Annotated in this window: 10 protein-coding genes; 1 reads left to right on the top strand and 9 read right to left on the bottom strand. The window is 73.0% G+C overall.

All coding sequences use genetic code 11. The features are described from left to right. Positions 1 to 36: 36 nt before the first annotated feature. The 6 genes from ABS41_RS04850 to recC all read right to left on the bottom strand — a co-directional run bounded on the left by ABS41_RS04850 (position 37) and on the right by recC (position 13368). On the bottom strand, positions 37 to 2097 hold the full coding sequence (locus ABS41_RS04850; protein WP_290591443.1) for an FAD-dependent oxidoreductase: 2061 nt from the start codon (positions 2095 to 2097) through the stop codon (positions 37 to 39). Continuing rightward, positions 2097 to 3167, bottom strand: a complete 1071-nt coding sequence (locus ABS41_RS04845; protein WP_290591440.1) for an aromatic ring-hydroxylating dioxygenase subunit alpha — start codon at positions 3165 to 3167, stop codon at positions 2097 to 2099. The genes ABS41_RS04850 and ABS41_RS04845 overlap by 1 nt, the downstream gene beginning before the upstream one ends. Positions 3168 to 3214: 47 nt before the next feature. Beyond that, entirely contained in the window at positions 3215 to 4477 is a 1263-nt protein-coding gene (locus ABS41_RS04840) for an MHYT domain-containing protein (protein ID WP_290591437.1), read from the bottom strand. A 181-nt stretch (positions 4478 to 4658) separates the two neighbouring features. Further along, on the bottom strand, positions 4659 to 6416 hold the full coding sequence (gene recD / locus ABS41_RS04835; RefSeq protein ID WP_290591434.1) for an exodeoxyribonuclease V subunit alpha: 1758 nt from the start codon (positions 6414 to 6416) through the stop codon (positions 4659 to 4661). After that, a complete protein-coding gene (locus ABS41_RS04830; RefSeq protein WP_290591433.1) occupies positions 6413 to 9961 on the bottom strand; it encodes a UvrD-helicase domain-containing protein in 3549 nt (1182 codons plus the stop codon). The genes recD and ABS41_RS04830 overlap by 4 nt, the downstream gene beginning before the upstream one ends. Further along, positions 9958 to 13368, bottom strand: a complete 3411-nt coding sequence (recC, locus tag ABS41_RS04825; protein WP_290591431.1) for an exodeoxyribonuclease V subunit gamma — start codon at positions 13366 to 13368, stop codon at positions 9958 to 9960. Before recC ends, ABS41_RS04830 begins: the two co-directional genes overlap by 4 nt. Before the next feature lie 98 nt (positions 13369 to 13466). Between recC and queD the strand changes: the two genes are divergently transcribed. Continuing rightward, the gene (gene queD / locus ABS41_RS04820; RefSeq protein ID WP_290591429.1) at positions 13467 to 13826 is read left to right on the top strand and encodes a 6-carboxytetrahydropterin synthase QueD; all 360 of its coding nucleotides are present in this window, start codon (positions 13467 to 13469) and stop codon (positions 13824 to 13826) included. A 49-nt stretch (positions 13827 to 13875) separates the two neighbouring features. Here the strand turns inward: queD and ABS41_RS04815 are convergent, their stop codons facing one another. The 3 genes from ABS41_RS04815 to ABS41_RS04805 all read right to left on the bottom strand — a co-directional run bounded on the left by ABS41_RS04815 (position 13876) and on the right by ABS41_RS04805 (position 18579). Then, on the bottom strand, positions 13876 to 14772 hold the full coding sequence (locus tag ABS41_RS04815; RefSeq protein ID WP_290591426.1) for an SDR family NAD(P)-dependent oxidoreductase: 897 nt from the start codon (positions 14770 to 14772) through the stop codon (positions 13876 to 13878). A gap of 67 nt (positions 14773 to 14839) precedes the next feature. After that, complete coding sequence (locus ABS41_RS04810; protein WP_290591422.1) at positions 14840 to 15469, bottom strand: helix-turn-helix domain-containing protein; 630 nt, start codon at positions 15467 to 15469, stop codon at positions 14840 to 14842. Next, positions 15466 to 18579 (bottom strand): efflux RND transporter permease subunit, encoded by a 3114-nt coding sequence (locus tag ABS41_RS04805; RefSeq protein ID WP_290591420.1) that lies wholly within the window; start codon positions 18577 to 18579, stop codon positions 15466 to 15468. Before ABS41_RS04805 ends, ABS41_RS04810 begins: the two co-directional genes overlap by 4 nt. Positions 18580 to 18588: the final 9 nt, after the last annotated feature.

The raw sequence follows: 18588 nt of genomic DNA, 5'->3' as shown, positions 1-18588 counted from the left end.
GGGGAACGGGTGAGCCGCCAATTATAAGGCCGGGCTTCACTCCCCGGCGTGGTGGAAGTGCCGCTTGAACGGCACCTCGCCCACCTTCGCCTCGCCCAGCTCCTGGGCATACCGATGCCCGGCGTACACCGCGTGGGCGATCAGCCCCGGCGCCTCGGCATCGCCGATGCGGGTGACGCTTGAAACACCGGCATCGGCCCAGTCGGCCTCGCGGGCCAGCAGCGCGTGGTAAAGCGCATCCTCCGGCAGCCGCGAGGTGACGCTCACCAGTGCGTCCACGTGCAGCAGCTGCGTCTGCCCGCTCCAGGCGTCCTCGAGCACCAGTTCGTGCCCGTCGAGCGCGCGCAGCACCTGCGACACCCGCGCCTGCACGCCCAGCGAAGCCAGGCGCTTGCGCACGTGCCGGTACTCGAGCGTGAACTGGCCCCAGGGCGCCACCACGTCCTCGGGCGTGACGAAGTGCACCTGCCGCCCGGCCCGCGCCAGCGCCTCGGCCAGCACGGTGGCGTGGTAGCCGCCGTCGTCGTCGTACACGGCCACGCTGCCTTCGGGCAGCGGGCCGTCCATCAGGTCGTCGGGCGTGAACACATTGGCGGCGTCGGCCAGGCCGGCGAGGCCCGCGCCGTGCGTGCGCCCCGCGCCATCGCGCCGCCAGCGGGCACCGGTGGCGACGACGACATGTGCGGCGCCGAAGTCGAGCACGTCCTGCGCCGACAGCCTCGAGTCCAGGTACACCGCCACGTTGCGCAGTTTGTTGATCTGACCCACGCGCCAGTCGCGCACCCGCCCCCACTCGGCCAGGCCGGGCAGCTTCGCCTCGCGCGCCACGCGGCCGCCCAAGGCTTTCGAAGCCTCGGCCAGCGCCACCTCGAAGCCGCGCTGGCCCAGCGCCCGCGCCGCCTCCAGGCCGGCCGGGCCGCCGCCGACCACCAGCACCTTCTCTGGCTTGCGCGCCGGCGCGATGCGCTCCGGGTGCCAGCCCTTGCGCCACTCCTCGCCCATCGACGGGTTCTGGGTGCAGCGGATGGGCGAGACGGTGTTGTCGCCCGACACGCAGACATTGCAGCCGATGCACTCGCGGATGTCGTCGAGCCGGCCTTCTTCGATCTTGCGCGGCAGGAACGGGTCGGCAATCGACGGCCGCGCCGCGCCGATGATGTCGAGCACGCCGCGGCGGATCTGCGACACCATCGTGTCGGGCGACGTGAACCGCCCCACGCCCACCACCGGCTTGCTCGTGGCGCGCTTGACGAAGTTGACGAAGGGCTCCTGCGCCGCCTCGCCGCCGAAGCGCGAGGGCAGCGAGTCGTTGTACCAGGCGCTGACGTTCACGTCCCACAGGTCCGGCAGCTCGGCCAGCATGGCCACGATGTCGCGCGCCTCGGCCAGCTCCACGCCCTCCGGGCCCAGCATCTCCTCGGTGGCGAAGCGCAGGGCCACGCCGCAGCGGTGGCCCACGGCGTCCTTCGTGTCCTCGACCAGCTCGCGCAGCAGGCGCACGCGGTTCTCCAGCGAGCCGCCGTATTCATCCGTGCGCTGGTTGCGGCGCCGCTGCAGGAAGTGCATGGCCAGCGACAAGTCGTGCGCCGCGTACACGTACACGATGTCCATGCCCGCCTTCATGCCGCGCACGGCCGCCTCTCGGTGCCAGCGCCGGTATTCGCGGATGTCGGCCTTGTCCATCGCCCGCGCCTGCTGCGGATAGCCGTACTTGGTGGGCTGGTGCGAGGGCGCCAGCAGGACCTCGCGCGAGAACAGGTTCGAGGCTGCCGGGCCGTTGTGGGTCAGCTCCACCGCCGCCAGCGCGCCGTGCGCATGCACCTTCTCGCACATCAGCGCCAGCGCCGGGATGTCGCGGTCGTCCCACAGCCGCGCCTCGACATAGGGCGTGAGGTCGGAGCTGGGGTGGATCTCGCACTCCTCGGTGGACACCACCGCCCAGCCGCCCTCGGCCTTCACCTCGCGCATCGCGGCGTGCGCCAGCGGCATGGCGTGGCCCATGCCGTTGCAGTGCGGCACCTGGAAGAAGCGGTTCTTCGCCACCACCGGGCCGATGCGCACCGGCTCGAACAGGATGTCGTGGCGCGGGTCGCGCATCAGCGGGCCTCGTCGTCGGCGTAGGCCGCGCGCAGCTGCTGGTGGTAGTGCCACAGCGCCGACTCGCGCTTGGGGCACAGCCGCCCCGCCTCGTAGCTGCCCGAGTCGAGCCCGCGCTGCACGGCCTCGCAGATGGCGATGTCCTCGGCCTGCACCTCGTCGCTGAACTCGCGGTCGGCTTGCGCCAGCGCCTCGCCGTCGGGTCCCGGCGCATAGAAGTAATCGAACTCCACCCGGCAGCGCCCCGGCCCCAGCGGCAGCACGCGGTTGGTCTGCAGGCGGCCGGGCAGGATGTTGAGCATCACGTTCGGATAGACGAACCAGTAGAACGCCTCGCCTTCGCCGTAGGCGTTGGCGCCGCCGGCGTCGCGCAGCGGCGAATGCTGCAGCGACTTCCACGGATGCAGCTCGGTGTCGTAGGCGCGGTAGTCGAGCACCTTCGACAGGCCCGGGTGCACGTGCGGCAGGTGGTAGCCCTCGAGGAAGTTGTCCACGTACACCTTCCAGTCGCAGGCCAGGTCGTAGTGGTCACGGCGGGCGAAACGCAGCGCGGACAGGTCGATGGGCGCGATGCGTCCGGCGATGCCGCCATACACCTCTTCGAAGGCCGGCGTCGCCTCGTCGGCGCAGACAAAGACCAGGCCCTGCCACTGCGCCACGCGCAGCGAAGGCAGGCGGATGGTGGACACGTCGAAGTCCTTCGCGTCCTGCATCTCCGGCGCCGAGCGCAGCTGGCCCTCGAGCGTGTAGCTCCAACCGTGGTACTTGCAGTGCAGCGCGCGGGCGCCCTTGCCATTGCACAAGGCCAGCGGGCCTGCGCGGTGGCGGCAGACGTTGGCGAAGGCGCGCAGTTCGCCGTCGGCGCCACGCACCACGATGACCGGCAGCCTGCCGACGGTGTCGACGACGTGGTCGCCGGCGGCCTCGAGCTGGTCGGCGCGCGCCACCAGCTGCCAGCTGCGGCCGAATATGGCGCGCAGGTCGCGCGCGTGCGCCGCCTCGCCCGCGTAGTAGCGGGCGGGCAGCGCGGTGGCCAGTTCAAGCGGGGCGGTTTCGAGGGCGGACGGCATGGGGCGAGTTTATCGCCCCGGCCGCCCGCCGCATCCCCGCGCGGGGCTCAGGCCGCGCTGTCGCGCACGGCCGGGCCGGCGGCCAGGAAGGCGGCCATCGCGCCCAGGCGCGGCTCCGGCGCGGGCTCGTCCTCGCGCTCGGCGCTGCGCGAGGCGGCGCGCAGCATCAGGGCCTGGGCGTTGTCGCCGTCGGCCGGCGCCTCGGCCAGGCCGAAGGCGAGCTGCACGCCCTGCCCCGCCAGGCCCGCGGCCAGCCGGCGCCAGCCCGGCAGCAGGGAGCTGCGAACCGCTTCGGCCGACAGGCCCTCGGCCAGCACCATCAGCTGGGCCGGCGAGGTGCGGGCGAGCACTAGGCCGCTGGACTGCAGCGGCGCCAGCACCGCCGCCGCCGTGGCCACGCGATCCTTGGCTTCCTCGCCGCGGGCATCGAGCACGCGGATGCTGGCCACGCTCGACACCGGCTGGCGACGCAGCGCCTCGACCAGCTGCTGGCCGAAGCGGGCGCGGTTGACCAGGCCGGTCTCGCGGTCCACGAAGGCCAGCTCGTTCAGGCGCTCGGCCTCGGCGCGGGCGGCGCGCTTGGCCTGCACCACGGCACGGGCGTCGGAGAGGGCGAAGAACAGCGCGAAGCCCAGGCCCAGCAGGCTGGCCAGCACGGTCGGCGTGGCGATGGCGTCGCCGGCGAGCAGGTTGCCCGGGGCGCAGAAGGCGTTCGGGTCGAACTGCACCGCGGCCATGCCGCTGTAGTGCATGCCGGCCACGGCCAGGCCCATCACCGCGGCGGCGGCGGTGCGCAGGCCCACGTCGCGCCAGCTGCGCACGGTGCGCAGGCGGGCCACGATGACCAGCGCGGCCGCCGAGGCGCCCACGGCGATCAGCACCGAAGCGATGAACCACGGCAGGTCGTAGCCCAGGCCCGGATCCATGCGCATGGCGCCCATGCCGGCGTAATGCATGATGCAGACTCCCGCGCCCATGGCCAGCGCGCCCAGCGTGACGGTGCCGGCACTCAGCGGGCCGCGGCTGACCAGGTGCAGGGCCAGGCCCGACACGGCCACCGCCGCCAGCCACGAGCCCACGGTGATCCAGAGGTCGTAGCTGACCGGGATGGGCAGCGTGAAGGCGGCCATGCCCACGAAGTGCATGGACCAGATGCCGCTGCCCATGGCCACGGCGCCGGCGGTGAGCCAGCGGCCGCGCTGGTCGCGGCGCGCGAAGATGCGGCCGGCGAATTCGATGGCCACGTAGCTGGCCAGTGCGGCGATCAGGATGGACAAGACCACCAGTGTCGGATCGTAAGTACCCTGCATTTCGGACGCCCCCGTTCGATTGAGGGCGCGACCTTGGGCATCGGCGCATCAAGGCGCGGTGAGGCCGCAGGGCGCGGCGTGAAGGCGATGTGTGGCCCTCGCCCGAAACCGGCGTTGCAGCGCGTTCGCGCACGATGCAAGCAAACGCATCGTCCTGCCAGGCGCAACACCGCGCGTGGCCTCAGGGCGTGGGCGCGTCGCCGAGGCGGGCCGACAGGTGGGCCGCCAGGCCACCGGCGCGGGCCATCCGCCGCGAAAGCGCGGCCAGCGTGCTGGCCGCCGGCGCCCACAGTTCGACCGAGCGCTTGGCGCGCGACAGGCCGGTGTAGAGCAGCTGGCGCGAGAGGATGCGGTGCTCGGGATCGGGCGGCAGCAGCACCGCCACGTGGCCGTACTCGCTGCCCTGGGCCTTGTGGATGGTGATGGCGAAGGCCGGCGCATGCGCGGGCAGCGCCGCCGGCGGCAGCGCGCGCACGCCCTCGCCGCCGGCCGCGGCGAACCACACCCGCAGGCGGCCATCGGCGTCGCGCAGGCACAGGCCGACGTCGCCGTTGAACAGGCGCGCGCCGTAGTCGTTGCGCGTCACCATCACCACGCGGCCCGGGTACCAGGCGGCATCGGCCGGCACGCCCCAGGTCTGGTGCAGGCGGCGCTCGATGGCCTCGTTGGCGGCTTCGGCGCCGAAGGGGCCGTCGCGCAGCGCGCACAGCAGCTGGCGGTCGGCGAGTGCGCGCAGCGCGGCGGTGGCCGCCTGTGCGGCGGCGTCGGGGTCGTCGGGCAGCGCGGTCGGCGGTCCGTCGGCGGAAATCGCCAGGCTCCAGTCGCGCAGGCGGCGCGCGAGCGCAGCGGCGTCTTCCACCGCGTGCGCCTTCGCCACGCCTTCGGAACCGGCCAGCGCCGCCTCGAACGCGGCCGGGTCGCCGGCGCGCACGGATTCGTTCAGGCGCACCAGCGGCGCCACCGAGCGGAAGCTGTGGCGCAGGCGCACCAGGGCGGCCGCATCGCGGGCCTCGAGCACGGCCACCAGGTCCATCAGCACCGAGCCGGCGCCGACCGGGTCGAGCTGGTCGGCGTCGCCCACCAGCACGAGCGTGGCGCCGGGGCGCAGCGCGGCCAGCAGGGCGCGCAGCTGGTGCAGGTCGAGCATCGAGGCTTCGTCCACCACCACCACGCCGGCGGCGATCGGATCGTCGGCGCCGCGGGCGTAGCGGTTGCGGCTGGGCGACCAGCCGAGCAGGCGGTGCACGGTGAGCGCGTTGGCGGTGGGCAGGGCGTCGAGGTGCTGCGCCCAGGCCGGCGGCAGCAAGCCGCGCAGGCGCTCGCCTTCGTCGCGCAGCGATTGCACCAGGCGCTGCGCGGCCTTGCCGGTGGGCGCGGCCACGGCGATGCCGTCGCGGGCGGCGATGCCGTCGCGCAGCAGGCGCAGCAGCATGCGCAGCACGGTGGTGGTCTTGCCGGTGCCGGGGCCGCCGGTGAGCACCAGCAGGCGGCGCCCGCCGACGGCGCGAACGGCGGCGCGCTGCGGGCCGTCGGTGGCCGGGTCGCCGCCGGGGAAGAGTCCGGCCAGTTCGGCCTCGTCGATGCCCAGCGGCGTGCTTTCGGCGAGCAGCGCGGCGAGCGCGCCGGCCACTTCGCCTTCGTGCAGGAAATTGCGCCACAGGTAGAAGCGGCTCTGCGCGTCGAGCACGAAGGGCGTACGCGTGCGGCCATCGCCCACCAGCGGCTGCGTCCGCAGCGCGCCGGCTTCTTCCGCAGGCAGCGGCGGCAGCGCGGTGTCGCCGTGCAGTTCGGCCACCGCGGCGCGCGCGGCCAGCGCGGCCAGCGGCTCGCTGCCGCCGTGGCCCAGCACCCAGCGCGCCAGCGCGCGGGCCAGGGCGCGTTCGGGCAGGCGGCCCTGGATGTCGATGCGCGGCTGCAGGCGGTAGTCGACGTGGCTCATGCCGCCACCTCCGCGCTCGCGAACACGGCATCGACCGCGCGCACCAGCGCCGGGTCGAAGGCCTGGGTCCAGACGCCGGCGCCGGGCGCGTGGCCGGCGGCGCGCACGAACAGGTAGATCGCCTCGCCCAGGTGCGTTTCGGGCGAATACCCGGCCAGGCGCTGGCCGAGGTAGCGATGCACGGCCACGGTGTAGAGCAGCGCCTGCAGGCGGTAGTGGTGCTGGTCCATGGCCTGCACCAGCGCGGCGCCCTGGTAGTCGGCCAGGCGCTCGCCCAGCCAGTTGCCCTTGTAGTCGAGCACGTGCACGCGGCCGGCGTGTTCGAACACGAGGTCGATCTTGCCGGTCATCAGGCCGCGCAGCTCGCCGAAGGCCAGCGGCGGCACCAGGCCGGCCTCGCCGTGCGCGGCGCAGGCCTGGCGTAGGGCGTCGAGGCGCGCGCCGTCGAGCTTGAAGTGGAAGGCCATCTCGGCGCGCTGCGCGCTTTGCGCGACCTCGCCCAGGCGCAGGCCCGGCAGCAGTTCGGCCTGCAGCGCGGCGTCGAGCTGCGCGGCCAGGCGCGGCACCAGCGCCTCGAGCGGCTCGCCGGCGGCGCGCACGCCGTGCTGCGCCAGCTGGCGCGACAGCAGCGCGGTCTGCTGCGCCAGCGGCTTGCCGTGCTCACGCGTCTCGAAGGCCAGGTGCACGGCGTTGCCGAAAGCCGGGCCGCGCACCGCCGCCAGCGCCAGCAGCGCCGGATGCGGGGCATCGTGGGTATCGGTGAGCGGCTCGGGCGCCAGCGCCGCGGCCTCGTCGTCAGCCGGCGCTTCTTCCTCGGCGCTGCGGCGGGCGCCGCCGACCAGGGCCGTGAAGCTCAGGCGCTGGCGCAGGCGCGCGGGCGGCGGCATCGGCAGCGCCTCGCGCTGCGCACCCTTCTCGCTGTCGCGCGGCAGCGGGGCAGCCTCGGCGGGCCAGCCCTCGCACCACTGCGTGCCCGGCAGCGCCGGCGTGGTGGCCGGCACGCCCAGGCATTCGAGCATCGCATCGAGCGGCGAGCGCTCGGGGTCGGTGCGCGGCGCCGACGATTGCTTGTCCTTGGGCCGGTCCGGCGGCAGCACGTAGACATGGCAGGCGTGGATGGCGCGGGTGAGCGCGACATAGAGCACGCGGAAGCGTTCGTCCTGCGCTTCGTGCTTGGCCAGCTCGCGCGCGGCGGGGTCGAAGCGCGCCTCACGGCCGGGCTGGCCCTCCGCGGGCAGCAGCCAGGGCGCGCGGCCCTGGACATCGACCCAGGCGTGGGCCCACATCAGCGGCAGGAACACGACCGGGAACTCCAGGCCCTTGGCGCGGTGCAGGGTCATCAGCTGCACGCGGCGCGCGTCGGATTCGATGCGCAGCTGGCGCTCCTCGCTGTCGGGCGCCTCGCCGTCCTCGTCCAGGCGCTGTTCGGCCAGCCAGGCCAGCAGCGCGTGCGGGCCCAGGCCAGCTTCGGCCTGCTGCTGCAGCAGCTCGCCCAGGTGGCGCAGGTCGGTGAGGTCGCGCTCGCCGCCGGCATGCGCCAGCAGGCGCGGCGCCGCAGCTTCGGCCAGCGCCAGCACCACGGCCAGCACGCCCTCGCGCCGCCAGAGCGCGCGCAGCGGCTGCAGGCGCTCGCCGATGGCGTCGCCGGCGTCCTCGCCCGCGGCCAGCGCCGCCACCTGCGCCAGCGTGCCGCCCCACAGCCGCGTGAGCACGGCGGCGCGCAGCACGCCTTCGTCCTCGGGGCTGGCCAGGGCCTGCAGCAGCACCTGCAGCTCGAAGGCCCAATCGCTGTCGAACACGCTGGCGCGCGCGCCGCCGACGCAGGGCACGTTCAGGCGCAGCAGTTCGGCGCGCAGGGCGCTGATGTCGTTGTTGGTGGGCAGCAGCACGGCGATGTCGCCCGGCGCGAGGCGCTCGCGCACGATGTCCTTCCCGCGCTGGCGGTCGATGGTTTGCGCGGGGTCGGCCAGCAGCGCGGCGATCTGCGCGGCGCAGGCCTTGAGCGCCTCGCGCTTGCGCTCGGGCTGCGAGGCGGGCGGATTGCGCCACAGGTGCAGGGCCAGGGGCGCGGCCACGGGCTGGCCGCCGACGAGATACGGCGTGTTGGCCTGCCGGCCGCTGGCCTTGACCGTCTCGTAGCAGATGGCTTCGTCGCCACGCGCGTTCAGCGGCTTGCCGGCCGCGGCATACAGCTCGTTCACTGCCTCGACCAATGCCGGCGAGGAGCGGTGGTTGGTGTCCAGCGACAGCCGGTGCCCCGCGTGCTGGCGCGCGCGCAGGTAGGCGTGCACGTCGCCGCCGCGGAAGCCGTAGATGGCCTGCTTGGGGTCGCCGATCATCACCAGCCGCCCGCGTGGCTGGCCTTCGGCGTCGCGATAGAGGCGGTCGAGGATGCCGTACTGCTGGTCGTCGGTGTCCTGGAACTCATCCACCAGCGCCACCGGCCAGTCGGCGAACAGCGCGTCGGCCAGCGCCGGCCGCGTGGCCACGGCGGCGTGGGCCTGGCGGATCATTTCGTCGAAGGTGGTCTGCCCGCGCGCGGCCAGGCGCTGGTCGCGCCAGGCGGTGACGCGGGCGAGTTGTTCGATCCAGAACGCGCGCTGCGGCCGGGTGGCCACCAGCTCGACCTGCGCGAAAAGCTGCAGCGCCTGCACGATGGCCGGATGGCCACGGAACTCCGCCACGCGTTCGGCGATCACCTGGTCTTCGATGTCGAAGGCACGCAGGTTTTTGGCGCTGGCGTCGGTCAGTTTGTCGAATTCGCCGCGCAGCATTTCCGCCAGTGCGTACAGCGCATTTCGCAGCGCCGACTTGCGCGGCTGGAACAGCCCGCGCGACTCGAGCAGCTCCACAAGCGACGTGCTCCACCCCGCAGGCACGCTGGCGCGCAGCTCGTCGAGGTCCGGGCCCAGCTCGATGCGCACGCCCGGCCGCAGCAGCGCGCGCAGCTTCGCGCTGAAGGTCGAGAGCTTCATGTCCGGCTCGCCCGCGCGCTTGAGTGCGTCGTCGTCGGACTGGCGCAGCACGCGCCAGGCGTCGCGCGCGAGTTCGTCGAGCAGCGCGGCGCCGGAGGTGGGCTCGGCCGGTTCGGTGCCGTGGCCGCTCTCGAGCGGGTGCTCGGCCAGGATACCCTGGCACAGGCCGTGCAGCGTGCGGATGGGCGCGCGGTCGAAGTCGGCCAGGGCCAGGCGCAGGCGGCGCAGGTCTTCGGCGTGGGTGGCGTCGTCGCCCATCCAGCGCGCGAGCAGCCAGGCCTCGTCTTCGCCCTTCGCGGCCTCCGGCGCCGGGCGCGCCGCCGCCAGCGCCAGCGCCTGGTGAAGCCGCTGGCGCAGGCGCTCGCGCAGCTCCTGCGCGGCGGCGTCGGTGAAGGTGGTGACGACGATTTTCCCGACCGCCAGCGGCTCGGCCGGCTCGAGCAGCAGCCGCCACCACAGCACGCCAATGGTCCAGGTCTTGCCGGTGCCGGCGCTGGCCTCGACCAGGGCCCGGCCGCCGGGGCCGAGCGGGAGATCACGCCAGTGCGCGACGGTGACGGGGCCGCTCACGCCGCGCCCTCCTCGTCGGGGTCCATCGCCATCTTCAGGGCCAGTCCGAGGTCGGCCAGCGCGACGCGCCAGGCCTCGTTCTCGTCGGGTTCGATGCCGCGACCCAGCAGGCGCGTGTAGCCCGGCGCGTAGCGTCGCTCGCGCGGCCAGGCGTCGTCGGCGTCCTTGTCGTTGGCCAGGGCCCAGCTGGTGCGCGGGAAGTAGGGCCACGGATCGGTGGCCGGGCGCGCGGCGGCGGCGAGAACGAAGCCGAGCTTGCCTTCGAGCGTGGCGAGCATCGTCTCGCGCGTGGACGCATCGGCCGCGAGCAAGCGCTCGTCCCAGGCCGCCAGCGCGTCCTGCCAGGGCGTAGCCGCGGGCTTGCCGCCCTTGCCGGCCTTGCCCACCAGCGCCAGTACGCGCACGCGGCGATGGGCGTTCTCCGGCGCCAGGCGGCACAGCGCCCAGGCCAGGAACAGCGGCAGGCGCTGGCGGAAATCCAGCGCCGATTCCTTGTCCACGTTCGGGAAGATGCCGGTGGCGAACAGCCAGCCCTCGCCGCCGCGCACGTTGTCGAGCTCGCCGAGCAGCTGGAAGCCGGCCACTTCGCGCGCGATGTCCGGCTGCACCGGCGGCGCGAGCACGGGCTCGAGCAGCGCCCTCGCGTCGTCGCGCGCACGCGCCACTTCGACCAAGCCCTTCGCGGCCTCAAGCTCCGCTTCCCACGCTTGCTCGCCAAACGCGCCCGGCGGCAGCACGCCGCCCAGCACCAGGTGCTCGGGCGCCGACGCGTTGAATTCGTAACCCTGCTCGGACAGCGCCGCCTCGCACAGCGCGCGCACCTGGCGATCGAACACCTCCAGCTTCGCGTCCAGCGGCTCGTCGGCCGAGAGCCGGCGCTCGGACAGCGCATCGAGGCGCACGCCGAGCCCGTCGGCCAGCAGGGTGCGCGAAGGGTCGCGGCACCAGGCCAGCACGCGCCTGAGCGACAGCTCGCCGCCGTCGTGGCCGCCGCCAGGCAGCGGCGTGAGCAGCGCGGGCGCGTCCGGCGCGCCGCCCACCATCGCCGCGAAGGCGGGATTGGAACTGCGCAGCGCCGGATCGGCGCCGAAGTACGCCGCATCGAAGGGCTGCAGCGGATGGTCCACGCGCCAGGGCGGCGTCGCGCCGGCTTCGGTGGCGTTCGGCAGCGCCGCCACCAGCTCGGCCAGCGGCGCGGCCGGGTTGCGCGGCGAACCATCGCGCGCGTCGTAACCCAGCCACGACAGGTGCAGGCGCTCGCGCGCGGCCATCACGGTTTCCAGGAACAGGTAGCGGTCGTCGCTGCGGGTGTCGCGATCGCCCAGGCGGCGCAGGCCTTCGCGGCGGATCGGGTCGAGGCCGGCGTCCGGGTCCTGGCGCGGGTAGTCGCCTTCATTGAGGCCCAGCACGGCGACGAAGCGGAAGGGAATGGCGCGCTGCGGCACCATGCCGCACACCGTCATGCCGCCGGCCAGGAAGCGCTGGCGCTCGGGCACGGCGGCCAGGCGCTCTTCGACCCAGGCGCGCACGATGGCGAAATCGAGCGGCGGGTCGAGGCCGGCCTCGGCGGGCTCGGTGGCGAGCGCACGCAGCGCCGCGCGCAGGGTGTCGAGGGCATCACGCGCGCCGGCATCGGCGGGATCGGCCTGGAACAGCGCGTCGAGCAGCGACTCCAGGCGCGCGGCCCAGGCGCTGGCCGGGCGCGGGCGCGCGGCGTCGGCGCGCAGCTGGGCGATCTGCGACAGTGCGTGGTCGAGCGCGCCCAGCACCGCGCCGGCACCGGCCACGCCGGGCACGGGCGCGATGCGTTCGCCGCCGACCTGCAGCACGCTGGCCGCGTCGTCCTCGCCGTGCACGTGGCTGGCCACGAGCCGGTCCATCGCCCACGACAGCGTGTGCTCTTCGATCCCCGGCACGCCCAGCGCCGCGCGCGCGGCCGGGTCGAAGCCCCAGGCGGCGCGCGCGCCGACCAGCGCCTGCTCCAGGCGCATCAGGCCGTCTTCGTCCAGGCCCAGGCGGCGGGCGATGTCGGGTTGCGCGAGCAGATCGAGCAGCTCCGGCGCCGTGCCGCGCGAGACCACGAAGCCCAGCAGCTGGCGGAACGCGGCCAGCAGCGGCTGCGCGCGGCCGGTCGGCACGTCGGCCAGGTGGTAGGGCAGCGGCACGGACGGATCGCCGGGCGCGCCGAACACCGCCGGCAGCAGCGGCAGGTAGGCGCGGATGTCGGGCGCCATCACGACGATGTCGCCGGGCAGCAGGGTCGGGTCGTCGCGGCGGGCCTGCAGCAGCGCGTCGCGCAGCGCCTCGAGTTCGCGCAGGCGGGTGTGGCAGGCGTGCACGCGCAGCGAGGCGTCTTCGCGGCGCGCGGCGTACGTGCGTGGGTCCGTGGCCAGCAGCGCCGGGTCGAGGCGGCGCAGGCTTTCCTGCAGGCGCTCGAGCAGGTCCGCCGGCTCGCGGTCGTGGTCTTGCTCGTCGCGGTAGTGGCGCATGTCCACGGCGGCGTCGAGCGCCTGCACCTGCAGCATGAAGTGCTGGCCCAGCCGGCCCCAGGCCGCCAGCAGCGGATGCGCCTGCCCGAGGAAGGTGTCTTCGGCGCTGCGCGAGTGCGGGTCGTCGGCAAGCTCGCGCAGGCGCGCGCGCTCGGTCTTCAGGCCACCCCAGAATTCGCGGCAGGGATCGGGCACGTAGAACACCACCGGCCGGTGCGCGGCCAGCGCATGCAGCACGCGCAGCTCGGCCGGTGCGAGGTGGCTGAGGCCGAACACATGCAGCGGCTCGCGCGCACCGATGTCGGGCTGGCCGCCGGTGAGCGCCTGCTCGAGCCCGGCCAGGCGCTCGCCGCGGTGCGGCAGGCCCACGGCCTGGCGCAGGGCGCGCCACAGCGCCGGGTGGAAGCCGGCCTGGTCGAAGCCGGGCCGGCCGCGGGCCCAGTCGCGCAGCCAGTCCGGGCGGTAGGCCATGTACTGCGAGTAGATGCGGGCCAGGCGGTCGGCCAGCTGGAAGCGGCGGCGGCCGGTGTCGTCGCCCTCCAGGGCGGCGCGCAGGGTGGCGTCGTCGCTGCGCTCGAGCAGGGCGAACAGGCGCCAGCGCAGGTGTTCCCGGCGCCAGGCCGCGGGCGAGGTGGCGCCCTGCCCCAGCACCTGGCCGGCGAGGCGGTCGAGGAAACCCGAAGGCAGCAGGATGTCGAGGTTGGCGACGATGCCGCCGGCGCCGCGCCGCGCGGCCAGCGCGCCGGCCAGCCACTGGCGCATGCCCGGGTGCGCGGCCACCACCGTCTGCGGCGCCAGCAGGCCCTCGGGGGGCTGGAGCACCAGCAAATGGTCGAGCGGCACCAGCAGCGCCTCCAGGCGGCTGGCCCGGAACACCGTGATCCCCTCGCTGGCGCGCTGCTTCCAGTCCCCGCTCATCCCCTACAGCCTAGCCGATGACGGTGGCCAGCTTGCCGCGAGGATGTCTCAGGCGGCGAGACCGGCGCCGGGCGCGGCCGCCCGGTAGAATGGCGGCCATGGACATCTTCAAGTCATTCACCCTGGAGGCCGCGCACCGGCTGCCGAACGTGCCCGAGGGGCACAAGTGCGCGCGCGTGCACGGCCACAGTTTCCGGGTCGAACTGCACGTCTCGGGCGAGGTCGGCGCGCACACCGGCTGGGTGATGGACTTCGGCGACATCAAGGCGGCCTTCAAGCCGCTCTACGACCAGCTCGACCACCACTACCTCAACGACATCGACGGCCTGGACAACCCGACCAGCGAGAACCTCGCGATCTGGATCTGGGACAAGCTCAAGCCGGCGCTGCCGCTGCTGAGCGCGGTGGTGGTGCATGAGACCTGCACTTCGGGCTGCCGGTATACCGGGCCGGGCTGAAAAGCTTCGGGGCTGAAGCCCCTCCTGCAGGGATTCGGGATGTCGCCGGCTATTTGGCGGGTACGCCGGTGAGTTCGGCGCTCAGGGCCAGCAGCTTCGCCTGGGCCTCCGGATCCTGGCCCTGCGGGTCCATGGTGTCGCGCGGTTCGCCCTTCTCGAGGTAGAACGCGCCGGGTTCGAGCGTCGGCGCGCGCGCCAGGCCCATCACGTGCGCCACGCCATCGGCGATCTTGCTGCGCGGCTCCAGGCCCATGCCGATCACCATGGTGGTGTCCATCATCGTGGCCGGGTGCAGGGAGATCATGGTGATGCCGTCGGCCAGGAACGAGGGCGCCAGCGCCTTGGTCATGGTGGCCTGGGCCTGCTTGCTCTGGCCGTAGCCGCGGCGGGCGGCGCCGGGCTGCTCGAGCATCACGTCGTCGAAGTCAATGGGCGCGGAGCTGCCCGAGGAGACATTGATGATGCGCGAGGGCGCGGCCGCCTTCAGGGCCGGCCGCAGCTCGTGCACGAGGATCCAGCCGGCGAGGTAGTTGATGGCGAACTGCAGCTCGTGGCCGTCGCGGCTGGTGCGGCGCTGTCCGTCGCGGAAGGCCACGCCGGCGTTGTTCACCAGCAGGTCGAGCTTCGGGGTGTCGCGGGCCACGGTGGCGGCGAAGTCGCGCACCTCCTGCAGGGAGGCGAAGTCGGCGGCGATGAAACGCGCCGAACCCTTGCCCGAGGCGTTGATCTCGTCCACCAGGGCCTGGCCGCGCTCGGCGTTGCGGCCATGCACGATCACGTGGGCGCCTTCGGCGGCGAACTCGCGCGCCAGCTCCCGGCCCAGGCCGTCGGTGGAGCCGGTGACCAGGACGGTCTTGCCCTCGTAGGACACCGGCGCCTGCGCGGAAGCCAAGGCCGGGAGGAGGAACAGCACCACGGACAGCAGGCGGATCAGCGAGCTACGCATCGCACGGACTCCAGCGGGTGGGCTGGGGCCAGCCTAGGCCCGCGCGGGGGCGGGGGCAAGTCCGCCCTCAGAGGCAGAGGGCGGTGACCGCTTCCTGCAGGCTCTTGCGCAGCACTTCGCGGTCCTGGCCCGGGTCGCGCACGTAGCAGAGGATCAGGCCATCGACCAGGCAGCGCATCACCACTGTGCGGCGACGCAGGGCATCGGCGTCCAGCGGCTTGCCAGCGACCTCGGCGCTGCGGCGCACGAGCGATTCGAAGTCCTCCCAGATCTGCGGCTCCTGCGACATGACCACCGCGGCGATGTCCGCATCGCGGGTGGCCTCGGCCGAGACCTCCAGGAACATCGCGGCATCGAAGCCGCCTTCGCAGGGACCGCTGGTGCCGGACTCGCGCCAGGCGTCGATCTTTTCGAGCAGCCTCTCCACCAGCTCCGAACAGGTGGCGATGCCGGCCAGGGCCTCGCGGCGCTCTTCGCGCTGCTCTTCGGTGATGGCCTGGATGATCGCCGCCTTGTTGGTGAAGTAGCGGTAGATCAGGCCCTGGCTCATGCCCGCCTCGCGGGCGATGGCCGACATGCCGGTGCCGTGGAAGCCACCCTCGGAGAAACACTTGCGCGCCGCCTCCAGGATGCGGGCGCGCTGGCTTTCCTGGCGCGCCCTGGCCTTGGCGCCGCCGCCGGTCGGCATCGGGCTCATGCCGGGCGCTCCTTGCGCGCGAACAGTCGCCGCACCGCCACGAAGAACAGCGGGATGAAGAAGATGCCCAGGAAGGTGCCGAACAGCATGCCGCCGATGACGCCGGTGCCGATGGCACGCTGCGCGCCCGAGCCGGCGCCGGAGGCGATGGCCAGCGGCAGCACGCCGAAGCCGAAGGCGATCGAGGTCATCAGGATCGGGCGCAGGCGGTCGCGGATGGCCGCCAGCGTGCCTTCCACCAGGTCCATGCCCTTTCCGACGTTGGCCTTGGCGAACTCGATGATCAGCACGGCGTTCTTGCTCGACAGGCCCACCGTGGTCAGCAGGCCGACCTGGAAGTAGACGTCGCGCGAGAGGTCGCGGAACCAGGTGAACAGCACCGCGCCCAGGATGCCCAGCGGCACCACCAGCAGCACCGAGGTCGGGATGGTCCAGCTCTCGTACAGCGCGGCCAGGCACAGGAACACGATCAGCAGCGACAGCGCGTACAGCAGCGGCGTCTGCGCATCGGCCACGCGCTCCTGGTAGGAGGCGCCGCTCCACTGAAGGGCGAAGCCGCGCGGCAGCTCGCCGGCCAGGCGCTCCATCTCGGCCATGGCGTCGCCCGAGGACACGCCCGCCGCCGGCTGGCCGGTGATGTTCACCGCCGGCATGCCGTTGTAGCGCTCCAGGCGCGGCGAGCCGTACTCCCAGCGCGTGCTGGCGAAGGCGGTGAAGGGCACCATCTCGCCGTCGGCATTGCGCACGTACCACTTGCCGAAGTCCTCCGGCACCATGCGGTAGGGCGCGTCGGCCTGCACGTAGACGCGCTTGACGCGGCCGCGGTCGATGAAGTCGTCGATGTAGCGCCCGCCCCAGGCCACGGACAGCGTGGAATTGATGTCGGCGATCGACAGCCCGGCCGCCGCGGCGCGCGCGGTGTCCACCTCGATGCGGAACTGCGGCTGGTCTTCCTGGCCGTTCGGGCGCACGCCCTGCAGCAGCGGGCTCTGCGCGGCCGCGCCCAGCAGCTGGTTGCGCGCCGCCATCAGGGCCTCGTGGCCCTGGCCGGTCACGTCCTGCAGGTAGAGGTTGAAGCCGCCCGAGGTGCCCAGCTCCATCACCGGCGGCGGCGGGAAGGCGAACACCATGGCGTCCTTGATCTGCGAGAACGCACCGTAGGCGCGGCCGATGATGGCGTCGACGGTCGACTCGGGCGTGGTGCGCTCGTCCCACTCCTTGAGCTTGACGAACACCATGGCGTTGTTCTGGCCGCTGCCGCCGAAGCTGAAGCCCTGCACGGCGAACACCGACTCGATGTGCTCCGATTCGTTCTGCAGGTAGTGGTCCTCGACCAGCTGCATCGCCGCGGCGGTGCGCTCCTGGGTGGCGCCCACCGGCGTCTGCACCACGGTGAAGAGCACGCCCTGGTCCTCGTCGGGCAGGAAGGCCGAGGGCACGCTCGAGTACACCCAGGCCATGGCCGCCGCCAGCGCCACGTACACGGCCAGGAAGCGGCCGGTGCGGCCGATCATCCGGCGCACCACGCCCTGGTAGCCGCGGTTGCCCTGCTCGAACTTGCGGTTGAACCAGCCGAAGAAGCCCTTCTGGCCGTGGTGCTCGCCCTTCCTGAGCGGCTTGAGCATGGTGGCGCACAGCGCCGGCGTGAGGATGATGGCCACCAGCACCGACAGGCCCATCGCCGAGACGATGGTGGCGGTGAACTGGCGGTAGATGACGCCGGTGGAGCCCTCGAGGAAGGCCATCGGCACGAACACCGCCGACAGCACCAGGCCGATGCCCACCAGGGCGCCGGTGATCTGGTCCATCGACTTGCGCGTGGCCTCGAGCGGGCTCAGGCCTTCCTCGCTCATCACGCGCTCGACGTTCTCGACCACGACGATGGCGTCGTCCACCAGCAGGCCGATGGCCAGCACCATGGCGAACATGGTGAGCATGTTGATCGAGAACCCCAGCGCCAGCAGGATCGCCAGCGTGCCCAGCAGCACCACCGGCACGGCGATGGTGGGGATGAGGGTGGCGCGGAAGTTCTGCAGGAACAGGAAGATCACCAGGAACACCAGCACCACCGCCTCGATCAGGGTCTTGACGACCTCGTTGATCGACACGCGCACGAAGGGCGTGGAGTCGAAGGGCGTGACCACCCGCAGGCCCGGCGGGAAGGTCGGCCGCAGCTGCTCCATCAGCGCCTGCACGCCGTCGGCGGTTTCGAGGGCATTGGCGCCGCTGGTCATCATCACGGCCACGCCGCTGGCGGGCTTGCCGTTGTAGCGGCTGATGACCGAGTAGCCCTCGGAGCCCAGCTCCACCCGGGCCACGTCGCCCAGGCGCAGCACCGAACCGTCGGCGCCCGAGCGCAGCACGATCTCGCGGAACTGCTCCGGCGTCTGCAGGCGCTCGTTGCCGGTGATGGTGGCGTTGATCTGCTGGCCGTCGATGGCCGGCGTGCCGCCGAGCTGGCCCACCGCCACCTGGGCGTTCTGGGCCTGGATGGCCGCGACGATGTCGTTGGGCGCCAGCCGGTAGGCGTTGAGCTTGCCCGGGTCGAGCCAGATGCGCATGGCGTACTTGCCGCCGAACACCTGCACGCCGCCCACGCCCGGCACGCGGCTGAGCGGGTCGACGATGGTCGAGGACACGTAGTCGCTGATGTCGTTGCGGTCCATCGAGCCGTCTTCGCTCACGAAGCCCAGCACGAGCAGGAAGCCCGCGCTGGCCTTGTTCACGTTCAGGCCCTGCTGCTGCACGATCTGCGGCAGCAGCGCCGAGGCGACTTGCAGCTTGTTCTGCACCTGCACCTGGGCGATGTCCGGGTCGGTGCCCGAGTCGAAGGTGAGCGTGACGGTGACCGAGCCGTTGGAGTCGGAGGTCGAGGACATGTAGTCCAGGCCGTCCAGGCCGGTCATGGCCTGCTCGATGATCTGGGTCACCGAGTTCTCCACCGCCTGCGCGGAGGCGCCGGGGTAGCTGGCGTTGATGGTGACCGAGGGCGGCGCGATCGTCGGGTAGCGCGAGATCGGCAGCTGGGTCAGCGCTAGCACGCCGGCCAGCATGATGATGATGGCGATCACCCAGGCGAAGATCGGGCGGTCGATGAAGAACCTTGCCATGCGAGGGAT

The sequence above is a fragment of the Arenimonas sp. SCN 70-307 genome, assembly GCF_001724815.1.
Classification (GTDB): Bacteria; Pseudomonadota; Gammaproteobacteria; order Xanthomonadales; family Xanthomonadaceae; genus Arenimonas.
This window is presented reverse-complemented; position numbering and strand designations above follow the sequence as displayed.